Source organism: Rhizobium glycinendophyticum, from assembly GCF_006443685.1.
Taxonomy (GTDB): domain Bacteria; phylum Pseudomonadota; class Alphaproteobacteria; order Rhizobiales; family Rhizobiaceae; genus Allorhizobium; species Allorhizobium glycinendophyticum.
This window is the reverse complement of the sequence record NZ_VFYP01000001.1, coordinates 2,553,080-2,572,002: the sequence shown is the minus strand read 5'-3', so window position 1 is coordinate 2,572,002 and position 18,923 is coordinate 2,553,080. Positions and strand designations below refer to the sequence as shown.

General features: G+C 61.1%; 23 protein-coding genes. 12 read left to right on the top strand and 11 right to left on the bottom strand.

The annotated features are described in order from the left end of the window. Positions 1 to 175: 175 nt before the first annotated feature. The 4 genes from FJQ55_RS12570 (at position 176) to FJQ55_RS12555 (ending at position 2,566) form a co-directional block, all read left to right on the top strand. Positions 176 to 436, top strand: coding sequence for an accessory factor UbiK family protein (locus tag FJQ55_RS12570; protein ID WP_120276509.1), 261 nt, complete (start codon positions 176 to 178; stop codon positions 434 to 436). A 455-nt stretch (positions 437 to 891) separates the two neighbouring features. After that, positions 892 to 1,392, top strand: coding sequence for a type III secretion system chaperone family protein (locus FJQ55_RS12565; protein ID WP_062279263.1), 501 nt, complete (start codon positions 892 to 894; stop codon positions 1,390 to 1,392). 2 nt (positions 1,393 to 1,394) lie between these two features. Continuing rightward, a complete protein-coding gene (gene proC, locus FJQ55_RS12560) occupies positions 1,395 to 2,213 on the top strand; it encodes a pyrroline-5-carboxylate reductase (protein ID WP_140828331.1) in 819 nt (272 codons plus the stop codon). Beyond that, positions 2,210 to 2,566, top strand: a complete 357-nt coding sequence (locus FJQ55_RS12555; RefSeq protein WP_140828329.1) for a tRNA-binding protein — start codon at positions 2,210 to 2,212, stop codon at positions 2,564 to 2,566. The genes proC and FJQ55_RS12555 overlap by 4 nt, the downstream gene beginning before the upstream one ends. Positions 2,567 to 2,617: 51 nt before the next feature. On the opposite strand, the gene FJQ55_RS12550 is transcribed toward FJQ55_RS12555, so the two are convergent. From FJQ55_RS12550 to FJQ55_RS12540, 3 genes are read right to left on the bottom strand one after another with little or no spacing between them, the layout of a single operon-like run. Next, complete coding sequence (locus FJQ55_RS12550; RefSeq protein ID WP_140828328.1) at positions 2,618 to 4,000, bottom strand: ATP-binding protein; 1,383 nt, start codon at positions 3,998 to 4,000, stop codon at positions 2,618 to 2,620. A 45-nt stretch (positions 4,001 to 4,045) separates the two neighbouring features. Next, positions 4,046 to 4,747 (bottom strand): response regulator, encoded by a 702-nt coding sequence (locus FJQ55_RS12545; protein ID WP_140828327.1) that lies wholly within the window; start codon positions 4,745 to 4,747, stop codon positions 4,046 to 4,048. A 4-nt stretch (positions 4,748 to 4,751) separates the two neighbouring features. Next, the gene (locus tag FJQ55_RS12540; RefSeq protein WP_140828326.1) at positions 4,752 to 5,264 is read right to left on the bottom strand and encodes a MarR family winged helix-turn-helix transcriptional regulator; all 513 of its coding nucleotides are present in this window, start codon (positions 5,262 to 5,264) and stop codon (positions 4,752 to 4,754) included. A gap of 314 nt (positions 5,265 to 5,578) precedes the next feature. Between FJQ55_RS12540 and FJQ55_RS23340 the strand changes: the two genes are divergently transcribed. Both FJQ55_RS23340 and FJQ55_RS12535 read left to right on the top strand, forming a co-directional pair. After that, positions 5,579 to 5,743 carry a hypothetical protein gene (locus FJQ55_RS23340; protein ID WP_161596980.1) on the top strand — a complete coding sequence of 55 codons (165 nt, stop codon included), beginning with the start codon at positions 5,579 to 5,581 and terminating at the stop codon, positions 5,741 to 5,743. A 71-nt stretch (positions 5,744 to 5,814) separates the two neighbouring features. Further along, complete coding sequence (locus FJQ55_RS12535; RefSeq protein WP_140828324.1) at positions 5,815 to 6,459, top strand: MBL fold metallo-hydrolase; 645 nt, start codon at positions 5,815 to 5,817, stop codon at positions 6,457 to 6,459. Positions 6,460 to 6,540: 81 nt separating this feature from the next. On the opposite strand, the gene FJQ55_RS12530 is transcribed toward FJQ55_RS12535, so the two are convergent. From FJQ55_RS12530 to FJQ55_RS12515, 4 genes are all read right to left on the bottom strand, one after another. After that, on the bottom strand, positions 6,541 to 6,984 hold the full coding sequence (locus FJQ55_RS12530; RefSeq protein WP_140828323.1) for a BA14K family protein: 444 nt from the start codon (positions 6,982 to 6,984) through the stop codon (positions 6,541 to 6,543). A 146-nt stretch (positions 6,985 to 7,130) separates the two neighbouring features. Next, positions 7,131 to 7,346, bottom strand: coding sequence for a cold-shock protein (locus FJQ55_RS12525; protein WP_006725577.1), 216 nt, complete (start codon positions 7,344 to 7,346; stop codon positions 7,131 to 7,133). 304 nt (positions 7,347 to 7,650) lie between these two features. Beyond that, on the bottom strand, positions 7,651 to 7,866 hold the full coding sequence (locus tag FJQ55_RS12520; protein WP_140828322.1) for a hypothetical protein: 216 nt from the start codon (positions 7,864 to 7,866) through the stop codon (positions 7,651 to 7,653). Positions 7,867 to 8,007: 141 nt separating this feature from the next. Beyond that, positions 8,008 to 9,294 carry an NAD(P)/FAD-dependent oxidoreductase gene (locus FJQ55_RS12515; protein ID WP_140828320.1) on the bottom strand — a complete coding sequence of 429 codons (1,287 nt, stop codon included), beginning with the start codon at positions 9,292 to 9,294 and terminating at the stop codon, positions 8,008 to 8,010. A gap of 753 nt (positions 9,295 to 10,047) precedes the next feature. Here FJQ55_RS12515 and FJQ55_RS12510 point away from each other — a divergent pair. The 3 genes from FJQ55_RS12510 to FJQ55_RS12500 all read left to right on the top strand — a co-directional run bounded on the left by FJQ55_RS12510 (position 10,048) and on the right by FJQ55_RS12500 (position 12,031). Next, positions 10,048 to 11,250, top strand: a complete 1,203-nt coding sequence (locus tag FJQ55_RS12510; RefSeq protein ID WP_140828319.1) for a pyridoxal phosphate-dependent aminotransferase — start codon at positions 10,048 to 10,050, stop codon at positions 11,248 to 11,250. A gap of 104 nt (positions 11,251 to 11,354) precedes the next feature. Next, positions 11,355 to 11,642 (top strand): type II toxin-antitoxin system Phd/YefM family antitoxin, encoded by a 288-nt coding sequence (locus tag FJQ55_RS12505; protein ID WP_140828317.1) that lies wholly within the window; start codon positions 11,355 to 11,357, stop codon positions 11,640 to 11,642. Then, a complete protein-coding gene (locus FJQ55_RS12500; protein ID WP_140828316.1) occupies positions 11,642 to 12,031 on the top strand; it encodes a type II toxin-antitoxin system VapC family toxin in 390 nt (129 codons plus the stop codon). Before FJQ55_RS12505 ends, FJQ55_RS12500 begins: the two co-directional genes overlap by 1 nt. A gap of 28 nt (positions 12,032 to 12,059) precedes the next feature. On the opposite strand, the gene FJQ55_RS12495 is transcribed toward FJQ55_RS12500, so the two are convergent. The 3 genes from FJQ55_RS12495 to FJQ55_RS12485 all read right to left on the bottom strand — a co-directional run bounded on the left by FJQ55_RS12495 (position 12,060) and on the right by FJQ55_RS12485 (position 16,007). Further along, complete coding sequence (locus FJQ55_RS12495; RefSeq protein WP_140828314.1) at positions 12,060 to 13,286, bottom strand: PQQ-dependent sugar dehydrogenase; 1,227 nt, start codon at positions 13,284 to 13,286, stop codon at positions 12,060 to 12,062. 162 nt (positions 13,287 to 13,448) lie between these two features. Continuing rightward, positions 13,449 to 14,654, bottom strand: coding sequence for an OpgC family protein (locus FJQ55_RS12490; RefSeq protein ID WP_167507703.1), 1,206 nt, complete (start codon positions 14,652 to 14,654; stop codon positions 13,449 to 13,451). A 180-nt stretch (positions 14,655 to 14,834) separates the two neighbouring features. After that, the gene (locus tag FJQ55_RS12485) at positions 14,835 to 16,007 is read right to left on the bottom strand and encodes a calcium:cation antiporter (RefSeq protein ID WP_140828313.1); all 1,173 of its coding nucleotides are present in this window, start codon (positions 16,005 to 16,007) and stop codon (positions 14,835 to 14,837) included. A gap of 130 nt (positions 16,008 to 16,137) precedes the next feature. On the opposite strand from FJQ55_RS12485, the gene FJQ55_RS12480 reads away from it, so the two are divergent. Next, entirely contained in the window at positions 16,138 to 16,407 is a 270-nt protein-coding gene (locus FJQ55_RS12480) for a DUF2188 domain-containing protein (protein ID WP_140828311.1), read from the top strand. Positions 16,408 to 16,447: 40 nt separating this feature from the next. On the opposite strand, the gene FJQ55_RS12475 is transcribed toward FJQ55_RS12480, so the two are convergent. Beyond that, positions 16,448 to 17,368, bottom strand: a complete 921-nt coding sequence (locus FJQ55_RS12475; protein WP_140828310.1) for a LysR family transcriptional regulator — start codon at positions 17,366 to 17,368, stop codon at positions 16,448 to 16,450. A gap of 94 nt (positions 17,369 to 17,462) precedes the next feature. Between FJQ55_RS12475 and FJQ55_RS12470 the strand changes: the two genes are divergently transcribed. Both FJQ55_RS12470 and FJQ55_RS12465 read left to right on the top strand, forming a co-directional pair. Then, positions 17,463 to 18,494, top strand: coding sequence for an NAD-dependent epimerase/dehydratase family protein (locus FJQ55_RS12470; protein WP_246085091.1), 1,032 nt, complete (start codon positions 17,463 to 17,465; stop codon positions 18,492 to 18,494). Continuing rightward, positions 18,491 to 18,883, top strand: coding sequence for a DUF6220 domain-containing protein (locus FJQ55_RS12465; RefSeq protein ID WP_140828309.1), 393 nt, complete (start codon positions 18,491 to 18,493; stop codon positions 18,881 to 18,883). Before FJQ55_RS12470 ends, FJQ55_RS12465 begins: the two co-directional genes overlap by 4 nt. Positions 18,884 to 18,923 lie beyond the last annotated feature (40 nt).

Genomic DNA, 18,923 nt, shown 5'->3' with positions numbered 1-18,923 from the left:
TGCTGGGCGAAAATGGCGTTGCTACATAAGGTGGTCAAGATGGAATCTGGACGCAGCGCGACACCGTCAACCACCTTTATGTCCAGACTACGTCTTGCACGCGGGGGCTCGTGGTCCTACCTGATCTTCAAGGGGACAAAACGTGGTCCCACATCGTGCTCGAGAGGAGAGTTTCATGTCGACCGGACCCAATCGCCTTTTTGATGATTTCGCCAAGCTGATGACGGATGCCGCAGGTGCTGCCCAAGGCGTGCGCAAGGAAGTCGAGACGGCCTTCCACGCCCAGGCCGAGCGCTGGCTGAACAGCATGGACCTGGTCAAGCGCGAGGAATTCGATGTTGTGCGTGAAATGGCGCTGAAGGCGCGCGAGGAAAACGAGCTTCTGCAAAAGCGGATCGAGATCCTCGAAGCTCAGCTTTCGGCTCAGGCGAAATAGTTCAGCCCTCCCGCCGGCTTCCGGCATCAGGAGCGCCTCCTTTTTCATTCCTGGCTCCATTTGCGGGACCCATAGTTGTGACTATGGGTCTTTTTGCGTTTTCAGCGGCTTGACGTCCCGATTGTCAGGGCGCGAGGCGAAAAAAATTGCGCCTTGTGGACAGGTGCGAAAAAGCCAATCGGCAGAGTCGCTTATGACCTGATGCAAAGGCGATTCCCGAACCGCCATCCACAGGGTCGATGGCCAAATCGGCGCTTTGGGGCTGGTGCTGGCATCAGGCGATTATACACTGATTTTAAATGATGATTCGAAACGGGCCTACACAAGTTTCGGACAGGGTGCGTGTTTTATCCTGGGGTCCTTCGGAATCGTTTTCAGTTAGTTCCGGTCTTAGTGTTCGAGTGCTCCGGCGTTTTGCCGGTTGCCCGTTTTCACTCCGGTCAAGAAGGTGAAGCATGAGCCTGATGGAAATCGAAGTCGAACGCCAGTCAAACCCGGTCGACATGATCGAGTTTGTCGCTGCGACCAATGACTGGTCGTTCGAACGATCCGGCGAAGACGAGATTGCAATGACCGTCGAAGGGCGCTGGGCCGATTACCACGTCTCCTTCTCCTGGATGGAAGAGTTCGAAGCGCTGCATCTCGCATCCGCCTTCGACCTGAAGATCCCCGAGAACAGGCTCAACGAGGTCATCAAGCTGCTTTCCTATGTCAACGGCCAGGTGCTGATGGGTCACTTCGACCTGTGGCGCAACGAGGACGTCGTTATCTTCCGCCAGTCGTTGTTGCTGGCCGGTGGCGCTGAGCCGACCAATCGCCAGGTCGAGGTTCTGCTCTCTTCCGCTGTCGACGCCTGCGAAGCCTATTACCAGGCCTTCCAATTCGTCGTGTGGTCCGGCCTGGACGCTAAAAGCGCCATGGATGCCGTCCTGTTCGAGACCGTCGGAGAAGCCTGAGCATGAATCAGTCCGTCTTCGGGCAAATCGTCCTCATCGGTGCCGGCAATATGGGCGGCGCCATGCTGTCGGGCTGGTTAAAGAACGGCGTTCCGGGTTCTGCCGTGACCGTGCTTGATCCCGGCCCCTCCGATGCGATGAAGGCGCTGATTGCCGAGGCCGGCGCGCGCCACGCTGTCGCTCCACCCGAAGGGCTGGTCGCCGATGTCCTGTTTCTTGCGGTGAAGCCGCAGGCGATGGACGCCGTCCTGCCCGGCCTCAAGGGTCTCGTCGGGCCGGAAACGACTGTGGTATCGGTCGCTGCCGGCAAGACCATCGCCTCCATGGAGGCGCATCTCGGCTCCGTTGGGATGGTGCGTGCGATGCCGAACACGCCGGCCATGATCGGGCGCGGTGTCACCGGCGCCTATGCAAATGGGGCCGTGACCGATGCGAAGCGCGACATCATCCATCGTCTCTTGAAGGTCTCCGGTCCGGTCGAATGGGTCGACAGCGAGGCGGCCATCAATGCCGTGACAGCGCTTTCGGGCAGCGGTCCGGCCTATGTGTTTTATCTCGTCGAGTGCATGGCAGAGGCGGGCCGCAAAGCCGGCCTGCCGGCGGACCTCGCCATGCGCCTCGCTCGGGAAACGGTCGCGGGGGCTGGTGAATTGATGCACCAGTCCCCCGACCCTGCGTCCAAGCTTCGGCAGAACGTGACGTCCCCGGGTGGAACGACGGCGGCTGCCTTGTCCGTTCTGATGGCGGATGACGGCATGCAGCCGCTGTTCGACGTCGCGATAGAGGCGGCCCGCAAGCGGGCCGAGGAACTGGCGCAATGAGCGACGACGCCAAGAGGTCGGAGATCAGCTTCGCCGATTTCGAGAAGGTCGATATTCGCGTCGGCACGATCGTCGAGGTCGAGGCGTTTCCGGAAGCGCGCAAGCCGGCGTTCAAGCTGAAGATCGACTTCGGCGCTGACATCGGCATCAAGAAATCTTCGGCGCAGATTACCGTGCACTATACGCCTGAGACCCTGCTCGGACGGCAGGTGCTCGGTGTGGTCAACTTTCCGCCGCGTCAGATCGGGCCGTTTCGCTCGGAAGTGCTCACCCTCGGCTTCGAGGATGCAAACGGTGCCATCGTTCTGGCTTCGGTCGAGCAGGGCGTGCCGAACGGACGAAAGCTGATGTGAAGACTTCCGGCTTCGCCGCAGGTCGACCGTTCTTCGCCAAACATCAGTCTCTCAGACAGGAACGCGCAGGATCGCGCGTAATCCGCCCTGCGGGCTTTCGTCGAGCGTCACGTTGCCGCCATGGCTGCGGGCAATGTCACGTGCAATGGCGAGGCCGAGGCCGGTGCCGGAGGCGTCGAGGTTGCGCGCCTCGTCGAGCCTGAAAAACGGCTTGAAGACGTCATCGCGCGATTCCGGGGGGATGCCCGGGCCGTCGTCATCGAAGAAGATGACCAGCCATTTTGCGGTATGACGCGCGTCGATCCTCAGCGTGTGGGCGTAGCGCCGCGCGTTCGAGGCGAGGTTGGTGACGAGGCGGGTAAAGGCATTGGGGCGGACGGAGACGGTGCGCTCGCCCTCCATCGACCATTCGAGGGTCCGGCCGTGCAGGCTGAAATCCGCGTTCAGTTTCTCGAAGACTTCGCCAAGGTCTAGCCGGCCGACATCCTCTTCCACTTCGCCCTTGGCAAAATCGAGATAGCCTTCGAGCATGCTCTGCATGTCATCGATGTCCTGGTTCAGGCTTTCCAGCTCGGGGCCGTCGCCGGCGAGTGCCAGCTGCAGCCTGAAGCGGGTGAGGATCGTGCGCAGGTCGTGGCTGACGCCGGCGAGCATGGCGGTGCGCTGCTCCATCTGCCGCTCGATGCGCTCGCGCATCAGGATGAAAGCGAGACCTGCGCGGCGTACCTCGTCTGCGCCACGGGGAGAGAACCCTTCCGGCGCTTTCTGGCCCTTGCCAAAACTTTCCGCGGCATTGGCGAGCGCCAGGATTGGCCGGATTTGGCCACGCAGGAAGAGGATTGATATGACGATCAGGACGAGCGCGGTTGAGACCATCCAGACCAGAAAGATGTGGGTGTTTGAGGCGTAGGCAGCGCTGCGTTTGGCAAAGATGCGCAGCGTGCCCTGATCGACCACGATGCGGATTTCGACTGTGTCGCTGTCGCCGACGGTATCGATCCAGAAGGGCCGCCTCACGGTTCTGGCGATTTCGTCGGAGAGGATCTGGTCAAGGATGGAGAAGAAGGGACGAGGGCGCGGGGAGGGGAGCTCCGTGCCTGGCTCCAGCGTGACGATCAGGTTGAGGTCATCTGCGGCGACATCGACGATCTTGTCGAAGTCTTGCGGTGTCGGATAGCGCTCAAGCAATTCGATGACGGCGGCGATGTCCCTCGTGACCGCTGCAGACAGACGTTCGGTGACCAATTGCCAGTGACGCTCCATGAAGACGAACGCGACAACGGTCTGGAGGATCAGCATCGGCAGGAGGATGATCAGCAGCGAGCGAGCGTAGAGCCCGGTCGGCAGGCGGTGTCGCATCCAGCGGAGCAAGCCCTTGAGGCCCGTGGCCGGGCTGCGGTCGTGGTCCCGCCGGATCTGCTCGAATGGCGTCATCGTGTTCTGCTTCCTCGACGCCAGATGGCGCCGTTCCGTTCCCGCTCAGTCCATGCTCAGGCGATAGCCGATGCCACGTACCGTCTGCAGCCAGACCGGGTTGGCGGGGTCGTCTTCGATCTTGCGGCGCAGCCGGTTGATCTGAACATCAATGGTCCGCTCGCCAACCTCGGCATCGTTGCCCACCAGCTCGTGGCGGGGAATGGTGTCGCCGGCGCGGCCGGCAAATAGCAGCATGATTTCCTGCTCGCGGTCGGTCAGGCGGATGATCTCGGCGCCTTTGCGCAATTCCTTGCGCAGAAGGGAAAAGGTGTACGGGCCGAACATGATCTGTTCGATTTTCGGCGCGTCCGGATTGGTATTGCGCTTGAGGATGTTGTTGATGCGCAGGACGAGCTCTCGGGGATCGAAGGGTTTGGCGAGGTAATCATCCGCACCCGCTTCGAGACCGGCGATGCGGCTGTCTGCTTCGGAGCGGGCAGTGAGCAGGATGATCGGCACCTTCTTTTCGTCCGACAGGCTCTGGGTCAGCGACAGCCCGCTTTCACCCGGCATCATCACGTCGAGTACCAGGAGATCGAAGCTGAGACCTTGGAGCTTGCGGCGGGCGTCGGCCGCATCGGCCGCGACCGAGACGCGGAACCCTTTTTCCGACAGGAAGCGATGGAGAAGGTCCCGAATACGAGTGTCGTCGTCAACGACCAGAAGGTGGGGCGCATCATCCGTCAGAACGATCTTCTTCAGCACGTTGTCAGGCTCCTTCTTCTTCGAACGCGACGTCGACTGTCTGCTGCTGCATGCCCTTCAGGAAGCGGCGCACGGTATCGCGTTCTTCCAGGCTCATGCCCTCCATGGCCCGGGCGATGCGGCGGGATTGTGGATCGGACAGGGCGAGCGACAATTCGCGACCCGCGAGTGTCGGGTAGAGACGGCGCTGGCGGCGGTCGGCGGGACCGGCCATCTGGCGGATATAGCCGCTGTCGATCAGCTCCTTCAGCACACGGGCGAGGCTCTGCTTGGTAATCTGCAGGATGCCGAGGAGGTCCGCGACCGTCATGCCTGGGCGGCGGCTGACGAAGTGGACGACGCGGTGATGAGCGCGGCCGTAACCCAGCTTGGCGAGGATCGCATCCGGATCGGAGACGAAGTCGCGGTAGGCGAAGAAGAGGCTTTCGATCGTTTCGAAATCAATTGCCTTGTCATCGACCACCGGGAGATCTGGGAGAACCTTCTTGGCAGTCTTTGTCGCAGACTGTCGAACCACGCTGTCATTCCTTTCCGTGCCGAACAACCGGTCTGATCAACCTTGTCCCGATGTCGACATGTTTTCGTTTCCTTGGCCATGCAGTGGGTCAGCTGCCGACCGCCTTCGCCTGAAGGTGATTGCCGGCGCTCTGGCCGTTCGGCGGCAAAGCTATGCGCAAGTGTAGCAAAATTCCAACAATTTTACGATCTTCGCACAGTTTCACTATTCCGTGGAAACCTCTGGCTCCGCCTGTCGTTAAGCCCGCACAAGAACCGTCAGCCACAGGCAAGTGATGTCGGGCACACTGTCCGACGGAGAGAAGGAATAAGACCATGATCAGCCCCAGCCATGCTGAAGCCGAAACGTCCACGCCGAGCCTTAAGCCGCTCGCCATTCTGGTTTTCACGACGAAGATCGTCGTTGCCGGCTTTCTCGTCGCCCAGGCCTCCATGTTGCCGGCAAGCCCTGTTGCCCAGGTCTACGGCCTTAGCCGATGATGACAACCATTCCGCTGGCAGATCGCGCATGCTAAGTCGCTCGACGTCGACATGAGAAGGAAGGCAGCGTCATGGGTCAGGTTCAAGCGGGTATCATCCCCGTCACTCCGTTCCAGCAGAATTGTACGATCCTGTTCGATGACGAGACGCGCGAGGGCGTGATCGTCGACCCGGGCGGCGACGTCGATGTCATCCTGGAGGTGATCGCGGAGAACCGGATCGATCTCAAGGCCATCTGGCTTACTCATGGTCATCTCGATCATGCGGGCGGTGCAGCCGAGCTGAAGGAGCGGACCGGGCTTACCATCATCGGGCCGCACAAGGACGATTTGCCGCTTCTGCAGCGTATCGAAACGCAGGCTGCGACCTACGGCATTTCCGGGCTGCGCAGCGTCACCCCCGACCAATGGCTGGAGGACGGGGACCGGGTTTCGTTCGGTACCCACGAATTCGAGGTCTATCACTGCCCGGGCCATGCGCCGGGTCACGTCATCTATTTCAACCGGAGCCAGAAGTTCGCGCATCTGGGCGACGTCCTGTTCAACGGCTCCGTCGGTCGTACCGACTTGCCGGGCGGCAGCCACGAAACTCTGATGACATCCATTCGCGAGAAGGTGCTGCCGCTGGGTGACGATGTCGGCTTCATCTGCGGCCATGGGCCGGGAAGCCGCATCGGCGACGAGCGTCGCAGCAATCCGTTCATCCAGGGCCTCTGACCAGTCGCGCATTGACTGATCTCTGAGCCCCATAACGCAGAAAAGCCCCGCAAGGGGCTTTTCGTATGTTCGCTGGATTGATCAGCCGGCTGTGCAGAAATGCGACTGGCCATCATAGCCGATATAGGTGCCGGTCCGCGGATTGAAGCTGCGATAACGCTGCGAGCAATACTGGTGCCATGCGCCGGTCCAGGGTTCGATAGCATAGGACTGGTAGACCGGCTGCGGGCGATAGACCGGGCGACGCTGCGGCGGCGGCGGCGGATAATCGTCGACGTAGTAATCCTGGTCGTCGTAGACGGAGACCGGGCCTTGGTCGACATAAACTCGGCGTTGCGGCGGAGGGCTTGCCAGAACGGAGCCCACGATTACGCCGGTCGCCAGACCAAGCGCGCCGAGCGCCAGGGCATCATTGTGGCGGTGATGGCGATAGTAGCGGTCGCCGGCTTCGGCCTGGGTCGCTGCCGCCATGGGCACCAGGGTGACTGCGGCCGCAAGGAATGCATTTTGCGCGAATTTCATCATGGCTTCGTTTCCTCGAAAAGGGCGGTGCTGTTTGAAGCATCACGCTATGGAAGAAGCCTAGACCCGCTCGGCTGAACGCAAGCTGAATGAAAAAACCCGGCATGGATGCCGGGCCGTAATTTGTAGACAAAGCCGGCTGTTTGAAATCAGCCGGAGATCTGCAGGTTTACGGCCTTGGGGCCTTTGCCACGGCGATCGGGTTCCGTATCGAAGCTGACCTTCTGGTTCTCGGTCAGTCCCGAAAGGCCCGAAGCCTGTACGGCGGAGATGTGAACGAAGATGTCCGCACCGCCATTGTCGGGCTTGATGAAGCCAAAGCCCTTGTCGGTGTTGAAAAATTTTACAGTGCCAGTCTCGGCCATGCGTCAGGTCCTTTTCTCTCTGCCCATATTCGGCGGGGCAGCATTACAATGTTACCCGCTTGCGGGTGCGCGACAGGCATTTGTCGAAATGTGAGGAAAGGGGCCTTGTTACCGCAGACAATACCAGCACGTTGCTACACGTCCCAATGTTGCCCGCCCGGGGTTGTTATAGCGTCCCCGGCGCGCATCTGTTTATAGGTCTTCCCATGCTCGCAAATTTGCCCGAACAGCGGAAGAGTGCTTGGTTTGTGGTTAATTGGCAAGCGAAAGTTTTTCCAGTTCCAGGTGCGAGATCCCTGCATTCTCAGTGCCCGCAGCCGAAAGTGGCCCCGCCGGAGAGACCGATTTTGGCGTCGCGTGAAAATTTGCATCGCCTGCGATGCAGATCGCGAAAAATATGCATGCGATCACGGATTTTTGCGGTTGAAAATTTTGCGTGCAGCATTGACGTGTCCGCGAGCGCATCGAGCAGAAAATCCGTTTCTGCACTCGATTCCAACCGAAAAAGGCTGATAATCACGTATATTTCAGCGGCTCAAGCGGTTGGGCGGGGCGCCGTATCCGGCGCGCTCTCGCGTAAGCCATACAAAATCGTAGTCGCGGCACCCTCAGGGCAGGCGCGACTACGTTCGCGGCCTGGACTTGCACCAGGTTGAGGCTGTCAGGTATCGAAAGTGACGGCCTTCAGCTTGTCGATGCCCAATGCCTGCAGAGCCAGTTTCTCGTAGAACGGCTCCGACTTGCCGAGCTTCACCTTGTAGAGGAAGTATTTTTCAAAGCCGATCTTGGCTGCGTGAACCCATTTGCCCTGCGACGACCAGTTGACGTTGCGCGGCGGCAATTGCGGTTGGGCAACGAAAGCGATGCCCCCATCGCCAAAATCGGCGAGGCAGACGGCGTTCCAGCTGCCTTGGGCATCGGGTTTTTCACCATGGATGAGGGCGGCGATGTTGTGGGCGGTGGCCGTCACCATGGATTCGATCATGAAGCCGGTCTTCGGCACGCCGACCGGGACCGGTGTCTTGCCGAGCGGTGGAATGGCGACGCAGACGCCGACCGAAAAGATGTTGGGAAAGGTGGGGTTCTGCTGGTGCTTATCGGCGAGGATGAAGCCACGCGGATTGGTCAGACCCTCGATGTCGCGAACGGCAGATACGCCGCGGAAGGCGGGAAGCATCATCGTATAGGTGCTCAGGATCTCGTGCGTGACCTTCACCGTGCCGTCGTCATTCATCTCCTCGGCCGTCACCTTGTCCGCATCGAACCTCTGCACGCGGGCATTGGTGACCCATTTGATGTGCTTGGAGCGAAGCGCGCTTTCGAGAAGGCCTTTGGTATCGCCGACTCCGTCCAGGCCGAGATGACCGATATAGGGTTCTGACGTGACGAAGGTCATCGGCACGCGGTCGCGCACCTTGGCATCGCGGAGTGCCTTGTCGAGAATGAAGGCAAACTCATAGGCAGGTCCGAAGCAAGAGGCGCCCTGGACGGCGCCGATGACGACCGGTCCGGGATTGGCAACGAGCTTGTCGAACGCTTCCTTGGCTGCAAGCGCATGATCGATGTGGCAGACGGACTGGGTATGGCTGTGTGGCCCGAACCCCTCGATTTCATCGAAGGCCAGTTCGGGCCCGGTTGCGATCACCAGATAGTCGTAAGGAAGAGAGGAGCCGTCGAGCATGTCGATCCGGCCTTCAGATGCCTGCAGGCGAAGCGCGCCTTGCGGATGAAGCGTGATGTTGCGCTTGGCGCAGGCGGGGCGTAGGTCGACCTCTATCTCTTCGCGCCCTCTCCAGCCGACAGCCACCCAGGGATTGGAGGGAACGAAGGAATAGGTCGCGCCCTTGTTGATCAGGTGGATCTCGGCTTCCTTGCCGAGACGATCGCGCAGTTCGTAAGCCATGATGGTGCCGCCAAGACCGGCGCCCAAGACCGCAATCCTATGCATATTAGATACCTCCCAGTGTTACTGGAAGCTACTATATATACGAAACTACATAGATATCAATTTGTGTTTCTTTTGCCGGTTCCGGGACGGTTGTGCCCTGGCACCTTTGCCTGGACCAAGTCTTCGACACTGCGACGCCAGAGCCCGTAGCCCCCGAAAGCCATGACGACGAAACAGAGACCGAGCAGGAGGATCAGGACCTTTCGCTCGGGCGTTGGAAGCGAGCTGGTTCCCGGTGAGTGCCGCGCGTTGAGGGCTGGCGTGGTCATCAAGCTGATGCTTGAGGTGACCTCGCGGCTGGCAGGCAGTGGGGCGGAGTGCGCGGTCTCCTGTGTGGTGCCCGCTACAGGCTCGCGCGGGACCGTCTGCGGATTGGCAATGCCGACTGAGGCAGTGCCAATTAAAAGGGCTGCAACGATTCCCATGCGAAGGCGAAAACGGCTGGCGCGGGATGGCGGTCTGGCGTCCAGGTCTTGAAGGGGCATGGCGGATCCTCGCTCTTGCTCTCGGATGCCTGATGGAACGCCCACTTCTGGACAGGAGCGAGACGGAATTGTGGCCATTCCGGTTCGTGCTCATATTGGTGTGGGGTGACCGCAGCAAGGGCCGGGCGGGGCGATTGCCATGGTGACGCGATTCTTCACGCGTCTGCGATGCTTTCCGCTTGAAAGGGCCGGGCTCTTTCGCCATAGAGCTTGGACCTGAGGCCCCGAGGACCGGGGTCGATGTTCAATCAGCTCAGGACACACCCTCATGGCTTTCCTTGCCGACGCCCTTTCCCGTATCAAGCCTTCCGCGACCATTGCTGTCACGCAGATGGCCCGGGAGCTCAAAGCGCAGGGAAAAGACGTCATCTCGCTTTCCGTCGGCGAGCCCGACTTCGATACGCCGCAGAACATCAAGGACGCGGCCGTTGCCGCCATCGCTCGTGGGGAGACGAAGTACACGCCGGTGGCCGGCATTCCGGAACTTCGCAAGGCAATTGCCGACAAGTTTAAGCGCGAGAATGGTCTCGACTACAAGCCCGAACAGGTGATCGTCGGTACCGGCGGCAAGCAGATCCTGTTCAACGCCTTCATGGCGACGATCAATCCGGGCGATGAAGTCGTCATCCCGGCGCCGTTCTGGGTTTCCTATCCGGAAATGATTGCGCTGTGCGGCGGCACGCCTGTCTTCGTCGAGACGACGATCGAGAACAATTTTAAGCTGACGGCCGAGCAGCTGGACAAGGCGATCACGCCGAAGACCAAGTGGTTCATGTTCAACTCTCCGTCCAACCCGTCGGGTGCCGCCTATAGCAAGGAAGAGCTGAAGGCGCTGACCGACGTGTTGCTGAAGCATCCGCATGTCTGGGTTCTGACCGACGACATGTATGAACATCTCGTCTTCGGCGACTTTGTCTATTACACGCCGGCGCAGGTCGAGCCGAAGCTCTATGAGCGTACGCTGACCATGAACGGCGTCTCCAAGGCCTATGCGATGACGGGCTGGCGTATCGGCTATGCGGCCGGTCCGCTGCCGCTGATCAAGGCGATGGACATGATCCAGGGCCAGCAGACCTCCGGCGCCTGCTCGGTTGCCCAGTGGGCCGCCGTTGAGGCGCTCAATGGTCCGCAGGACTTCATCACGGAATCGAAGAAGGCCTTCGAAGAGCGCCGCGACCTCGTCGTCTCGATGCTGAACCAGGCTTCCGGCATCGTTTGCCCGAAGCCGGAAGGCGCCTTCTACGTTTATCCGTCCTGCGCTGCCCTCATCGGAAAGACCGCGCCATCGGGCAAGGTCATCGCCAATGACGAAGACTTCGTCATGGAGTTGCTGGCGACCGAAGGTGTCGCCACCGTGCACGGCTCGTCCTTCGGCCTCGGCCCGAACTTCCGCGTGTCCTACGCGACCTCGAATGCCAAGCTGGAAGAGGCCTGCAGCCGCATCCAGCGCTTCTGCGCTTCGCTGAAGTAAGCGTCACGTTTATCGGTTTTTTGGAAGGGCTCGTCGCAAGGCGGGCCCTTTCGGCGTTTTCGGCCTTGTTGAGGGGGGCGAGGGCCTGTGGTATTCTCGGTTGCATGAAGACGGTCAGCCTGCAGGAAGCCACACGCGATCTGGACGCGCTCGCCCGGGCGGTTGAGCAGGGTGAAGTCGTGACCGTGACGCGGGATGGCAAGCCGGTGCTGGATCTGGTGCCGCATGCGGGGGCAGGCGGGGAAGAGACGAAGCCGAAGAAAGGTGGCATCGATTGGGAGGCTATGCAGGCTCACCTTCGGTCAATCGGTGTCGAGAATGCAGTCCCGTATATTGCTGATGATTTCGATGATCCGCTTCCTGAAGATTTTCTCCTGAGGCCGCTTCCCTAGTGCCGCGCCTGCTGCTCGATACTCATATCGTGCTCGCCCTTCTGAGGCGGAATTTCGATCAGCAATTCCGGCATATCAGCAGGCATTTCTCGGTTGGCGGTGTAACTGGCTTCGTCAGTGTGGCCACTCTCTGGGAAATTGCCATCAAAAGCAGGCTTGGGAAGTTGGATACGGGCATGCGGCTTTCGGATATCCCGGCAAACTTGAAATTGGGCAGGTTGGAGATTTTGGGAATAGACGTTGCGCACGTCCTGCATACGCTCGACCCGGCGCCGCCCACCCGCGATCCGTTCGACCGGCTTCTGCTCGCGCAATGTCACGTCGAAGGCCTGAGCCTGGTGACGGTCGACCGCGCCCTCGTCGATCACCCGGTGGCGTTCCGCCCCTGATTGCAGCGACCAGAGGCGGAACCGTGGCTCAAGCCTTGGTCAGCTTGACGATCGTGGACTTGCCGCCGCCGCGCTGTTCGGTGACGGCGTAGACGGCGCCGTCAGGGCCGACCTTGACGTCGCGGATGCGGGCGTCGAGGTCTATTCGCTCCTCGTGCTTCACGCGGTCGTTTTCCATGTGCAGGACGACCACGCCCTGGCTGACGAGGCCGCCGACCAAAAATGCGCCTTTCCATTCGGGGATGGCGTCGGCGTCGTAATAAGTCATGCCCGAGGGGGCGATGACGGGATCCCAATAGTAGACGGGCTGCTCGGTATCGGCCATCTGGGTCACGCCATCGCCGACCTTTGCGCCGCTGTATTCCACGCCGTAGGTGACTTCCGGCCAGCCATAGTTCTTGCCGGCCTGAGGCAGGTTCAGCTCGTCGCCGCCCCTCGGGCCATGCTCGACCGTCCAAAGGCGGCCCTGGCCGTCGATCGTGGCGGATTGCAGGTTGCGGTGGCCCAGCGACCAGATTTCCGGTTGCGCCTTGTCCTCACCGACAAAGGGATTGCCGGCAAAGGCTTCACCGGTCTGGGTGATGCGGAAGATCTTGCCGAGGCCGCTTTGCAGGTCCTGGGCCTGGACGCGGGGCTCGCGGTCCGACCGTTCGCCAACCGTAACGTAGAGCTCGCCTTCTGGGCCGAAAGCGAGGCGGGAGCCGAAATGCTTGTTGCCGTCGTAACTCGGCATCTGGCGGAAGATGACGTCGACGTCCTCAAGAGCGCCGCCGCCCTGGTCGTCGGGGACGAGATGGGCCGAAGCGACCGAGGTGCCGTTGCCGTCGTCGCGGGGTTCGGAGAAGGAGAAGAAGATCCTGCCCGAGGTTTCATAGTCCGGAGCAAGCGCCACGTCGAGCAGGCCGCCCTGGCCATTGGCCAATACCTTGGGGACCCCGGAGATTTCGGGGCCAGCCTTGCCGTCCTTGCCGATAATGTGCATGGCGCCGGCCTTTGCGGTCACCAGCATGCGGCCGTCGGGGAGGAATTCCATCGACCAGAGATGGGGCAGATCGTCTGCCACCACTTCCGTCTCGATGTCGGCGGGTTGGGCCGGTTGCGGCGCGCGGGTCTGTCCCTGAAATGCCGGCTGCTGGTCGGGGGCGTTGGGGGCCTGAGTCTCGGCCGGTGCGCCTGCCTGCTGGGCATTCGCGGGCAGGGCGACGACGGTTGCGGACAAGATGGTGCCGGCGAGCAGAAGGGGCAGGTGGTTCATCGCGATCTCCTCGATTTCTTCAACACGGGGTTCAATGCTGATTTGGGCCCGAAGCTCCGGATCGAAAGGCCGGGCGTCATCAAGTTTGGTTCATCCGCGAGTGATCATCAGCCTATAAAAAGAAAGGCGGGACACTCGGTCCCGCCTCTGAAGACTTGCCCGTCAGGCCGGCGTCTTGACCCAGGGGCCAAGGATCGGCGTGCCGGCAAAGAGGCGTTCGCGATCCCGCCAGAGCGCCGGCAAAGCGAGTGCGCCGAGGGCTGCGGCGGTAATCGCCGTCTTGGTCAGCTGCGACAGTTCCGGCGTGTTTCCGTCGATATAATAGACCATGTAGACGATCAACACGTGCCAGACATAGATCTGCAAGGAGTGGCGGCCGAGCAGCTGCAGGAAGTTGAGCGTGAACAGGCTGGTGAGGCCTGATGCCAACTTCTGGATCAGCGGGCTGTGATGACGCGGGCCGGCGATCAGGATCCAGGCTATGCCATAGGCGACGGCGGCGAAGTTGATCAGGTAGACTGGACCGAAATCGGCGCGCACTTCCATCAGGCCGAACTTTTCCAGCACGAAGCCCGGCATCAGGCCATGGGCAGTGGTGATGCGCAGCGGCAGGAAGAAGATGGTGACGGCAAGTGCGGTCCAGGCAAGCGTGGTGCGCCTGGGGTCGAAGACCTTCTGCCATTCGATCTTGCCCATCGACGTGAGGGTGCCCGCGATAATGCCGGCAAAGAAAACGATCTGCCAGCCCATCAGGTTGAAGCTGACGCGCAAACCTTCCTGATCCGGAGCCCCGGCGAGCCAGGCATTCAGCGGATAGGTCACGATGCGCTGCAGGCCGAGCTGGGCGGCAAGCCAGACGAGCAGGGAGGCGATCGCGACGCCCAGCCACTGGCCGCGCAAGCAGAACCAGATGACGATGGGCGCAAAGACCATATAGGCGATGTATTGCGGCAGGATATCCATGAAAGTCGGCTGCACGAGAAAGGCGGCAACCGGTGCCAAGGATGTCGGATCCTTTAGGCTCACAGTTCCCAGCCAGTTCTGCCAGGCCTGGACCGCACCCGGTAGTAGAAGCTGCAGCACGAGGATGACGAGCACCACGCCCATCGCGTAACGGTAAAGCTCCAGCGCCCGCGACCAGATCCGGTCACGGCCGACGTGATAGCCATCCTTCATCATCTTTCGGGCATAGACCATGCCAGTCAGCAGGCCGGACAGGAAGACAAATCCCTGGGCGTCCTCGACAAAGGCGAGGTTGCGGTGGTTGATTTCGACGAGCCAGAGGCCGCCGGCAAACACCATGTGGTTGATCAGCATAAAGACGAGGAAGTAGCCTCGCATGCCATCAATGACGTCCAATCTTTTCACGTTCGACTCCCGCGTTAGCCCCCGGAACCCGACGGGGGGCGATCTTCAACCGCATCGTGTTGACAATGCGGCGGAAGGGCCGAAGGGGCCGATCCGTGCGGGGTGAACGGGAACTTTCCACAAAAGTTCCGGTCAAGACGTCACCTCGGCGTGAAGACCGCGTGCGTTGCACCCAGCGAATCACAGGCCGAGGAAGGCGAGCATGATGAAGGTGGCGAAGAGGACGAAATGGGTCATGCCTTCGATGGCATTGGTCTCGCCGTCGTTCAGGTTGATGGCAGCGGCGATCAGCGTAATGGCAACCATTGTCGTCTGAACCGGTGTCATGGCCATGACAAAAGGCTGGCCAGTGTAGAGAGCGATGCCTTCCATCACAGGGACCGTCAAAATGACGGTCGAGAGGGAGGCGCCCATGGCGATGTTGATGGTTGCCTGCATCCGGTTGCGCAAGGCGGCCCTCAAAGCGGTGAGAATCTCGGGAGCTGCCGAAATCGCGGCAACAAGAATGGCGGTGAGGGCGACCGGTGCGCCCGTGCCTTCCAGGCCCGCGTCCATCAGCACCGACATGACCTCGGCAAGAATGCCGATCAGCACGACGCCGAAGAGGATGACGCCGATCGACCATAGTGCGGAGGGTTCCGCCCGTTCGACAGTTTTTGCACGTCCGGGATTAGGAATGGCGTTGGCGGGACCCTGCCCGCGGCGTTTGCCTTGGCCAGCCGTGGCGGGCTTGGGCTTGGTCTGCTTTTCGGCGGCCCGGTTCGGATAGCTGTAGGAGAAGAAGTAGCTGTGGGTGCCGACCTGCATGCGCAGGAAGAGGCCGTAAAGGGCCAGCATGGCAAAGATCGTGAAGACGGAATAATATTGCCAGCGATCGGTGGGAATGAATTCCGGGACGACCATGGAAATGCCCATGGCGGTTAGGATCATGACGCCATAGGTCTTGCCGCTGTCGTCGTTATAGGGTTGTTCGCCGTGTTTCAGGCCACCAATCAGGGCGGCGAGACCCAGGATACCGTTAATATCCAGCATGACGGCCGAGTAAATGGTGTCACGCACGAGCGTCGGGGAGCCGCCCTTGTTCATCATAATGGTAAGGATGATCACCTCTACCGCGACAGCGGAGAGGGTGAGGATCATCGTGCCATAGGGGTCGCCAACCTTGTGCGCCAGAACCTCGGCGTGATGGGCAACCCGCATCGACCCGACGACAATGGCCGCGATCAGGATTGCGGCACCGACCAGCGAAGCGACCTGCCCGTGCTCCAGCAGCGCATGCTCGCCAAACCATGCGGCGATGCCCAACAGGATCGGAATGAGCAGGAGTCTTTCCTGCTTCAGCGCTGAGATCATGGAAGAGGTCCCCTTTGTTCCATGTAACGGGTGGAACACGCTCCTGTTCCCTTGGCAAGATGGCATCGCCACAGATTTGCGCCCTCGCCGATTTGATGGAATAATCGCTTCAGCCGAGGAGGAGAAGGCCATGGTGAAGATCATCTACGAGATCGTTCCTCATGACGGCGGCTGGGCCTATCGGCTTGGCGGCGTTTATTCGGAAGCGTTCGCGACCCATGATCAGGCGATGGAGGCCGTGCGGATCGTCGTTGCCGAACAGCAAGTTGGCGACGAGCCGGTGACGATCAGCTATCAAGATGAAAACGGGCGCTGGCGAGAAGAGTATAGCGATGGCGGCGACCGGCCGGAAATCGAGGTTGTCGACGCCTTCGTTGAGACGTCTGCTCCCACGGTCTGATGCAGTTGCCGTTTGAACTGCAGCAAACCGGTTTCTGACGTCACGATTCGGCCGCAGCGCCACCGCCCTGTCGGCCTGCAAATTCGAACAGCCCCGCGACAAGAGCGTCGAAAGTCGCGCGGTAGCGCGGCGTGGTTTTCAGGCTTTCATGCATCACGACATAGGTTTCCAGGGCGAGGTCGATCCTGCCCGGCAGAACCTCCACCAGATCGGGATCAGCGCGACCAAGCGCGACTTGGCAGACGCCGATGCCAATGCCGGCGCGGATGGCCGCAAGCTGGGCGAGATTGCTGTCGGCTCGGAACCGGAAGCGCAGGTCGGCCAAGACCGGATTGTCCTTCAAAATGTCGCGGATATAGGCGAGCTGGCGATCAAAGCCGATCAGGCGGTGGTCCGACAATCCGGTTAGGTCCGTCGGACGGCCATGCCGCTCCAAATAGAGCCGATGGGCGAAGAAGCCCATGGGGAGCCGGCCAATGTGGCGGCTGAGAAGCGCGTTCTGCTGCGGTGTGGTCATGCGCACCGCAATATCCGCTTCCTGGTTCAAAAGGTCTTCGACCGTATCGGACGCGGAGAGTTCAATCTCAAGATCCGGATGGCGGTCTTGCAGTTCGGCGAAAATCTTCGGCAATGCTTCGATGGCGATGACTTCGCTGGCGCTGATGCGCACGGTGCCGCGCACGCCTTCCATATCTCCGGAAGCGATGCGGGCGAGGGACGCCGACATGGCGGCCATCGACCGCGCATGGCCATGCATGGCGCTCGCCTTCTCCGTCGGGAGCAGGCCTTGCGGGCCACGGAGGAAAAGGGGGCCGCCGAAGGCCTGTTCCAGCGCCTCTATATGACGGCCTGCCGTGGGTTGGGTCAGGCCCAGGCTGCGGGCGGCAGCCGACAGGGAGCCCGTGTCGAGCACGGCGAGGAAGGTGCGGTAGTGGTCCCAACTGATGTGATCGATTGCCATACATTTGCGTATATCAGATCGAAGTTGTTTGGCAATTTCGAATAGCCCCGTCGCATGGCATCTTCTCCATAGTCCAGATCCGAAGGAGACCGACATGACGCAGATGAATGCCATTGCCCGCCCCCCCGTGGCTCTTGTTCTGGGTGCCACCGGCGGTGTTGGCGGCGCGCTTGCTGAAGCTTTGGTGGCGCGCGGATACAAGGTACGGGCCATGCACCGCAACCCGACCGCCCAGATGGTGGCGCGGCCCGCTTATGAGTGGGTGAAGGGGGACGCCATGAATGCCGATGACGTGTTGCGGGCCGCAGAGGGCGTCGGCCTGATCGTGCATGGCGTCAATCCGCCCGGCTATCGCAATTGGGGGCAACTGGTGCTGCCGATGATCGACAATACCATCGCCGCTGCCCGTGCCGTTGGTGCGCGCATCCTGATGCCGGGCACGGTCTACAATTACGGGCCGGACGCGTATCCGCTTCTTTCCGAAGACAGCCCGCAGATACCGGTCAGCGTCAAGGGTGGCATCCGGGTGGAACTGGAGCGACGGCTGGAACGGGCATCTGAAGAGGGCATACAGGTTATCCTGGTGCGGGCAGGTGACTTCTTCGGACCTGACGCCGGCAACAACTGGTTTGCCCAGGGGCTGGTAATGCCGGGAAAATCGGTGCGTTTCGTCGTCAACCCGGGGCGGAAGAGTGTCGGCCATGCCTGGGCCTATCTGCCGGATGTGGCCGAGACTTTCATGCAGCTTCTCGACAAGGCGGACCAGTTGCCTGCCTTTGCCCGCTTTCACATGGATGGTTTCTTCGATGACGATGGCACGCAGATGGCAAAGGCGATCGGCCGGGCGGTCGGCAATCCGTCGATCCGCGTCTGGTCCTTCCCCTGGTTCCTCGCAGGGCTTGCACGGCCCTTCGTGCCGCTGTTGCGGGAACTGCATGAGATGCGTTACCTGTGGAAGCGCACGATCCGGCTCGACAACAAGCTGCTGGTGGAACGTCTCGGCACCGAGCCGCACACGCCGCTCGACGAAGCGGTGAAAACGACGCTTGCAAGCCTCGGCTGCCTTCCTGCTTCGAGTGCCAAGCCTGCGGGAGTGCAGTTCATGATATCGGGCGGTGCAGTATGACGGCCGGAATCGTGCGCGAGCAGGGGCGCTGGCTCTCCTTCGGCCTTTTCTCCGGCTTCGCAGTCCTGTCGCTGGTCGGCATTGCCGGTCAGTTCCTGCTGGCGGGCATGTCGATCTTCGGCGCGGCCGACGCCTGGGGACTGCATGGCTTGTCCGGTGGGCTGCTGTCGGTTCCTGTGCTCGGCATGCTGGGGCTGGCGCTCGCCATTCCCGGCCTTCGCCGCTTTCGCCGGGATGCCGGGATCCTCACGGCCGTCTACCTCGCGCAGGTGACGTTGGCGGGCCTGGGAAGCCGCTTTCCCATGATCGGGGCGCTGCATCCGCTCAATGGGCTGATCATGGCCGATGTGGCCATGGGTATTGCCAAGGCCCGGTTTTCGCGCGCGTGAGGTCGGCAAAAACGAAGGCCCTCGCATTGAATGCGAGGGC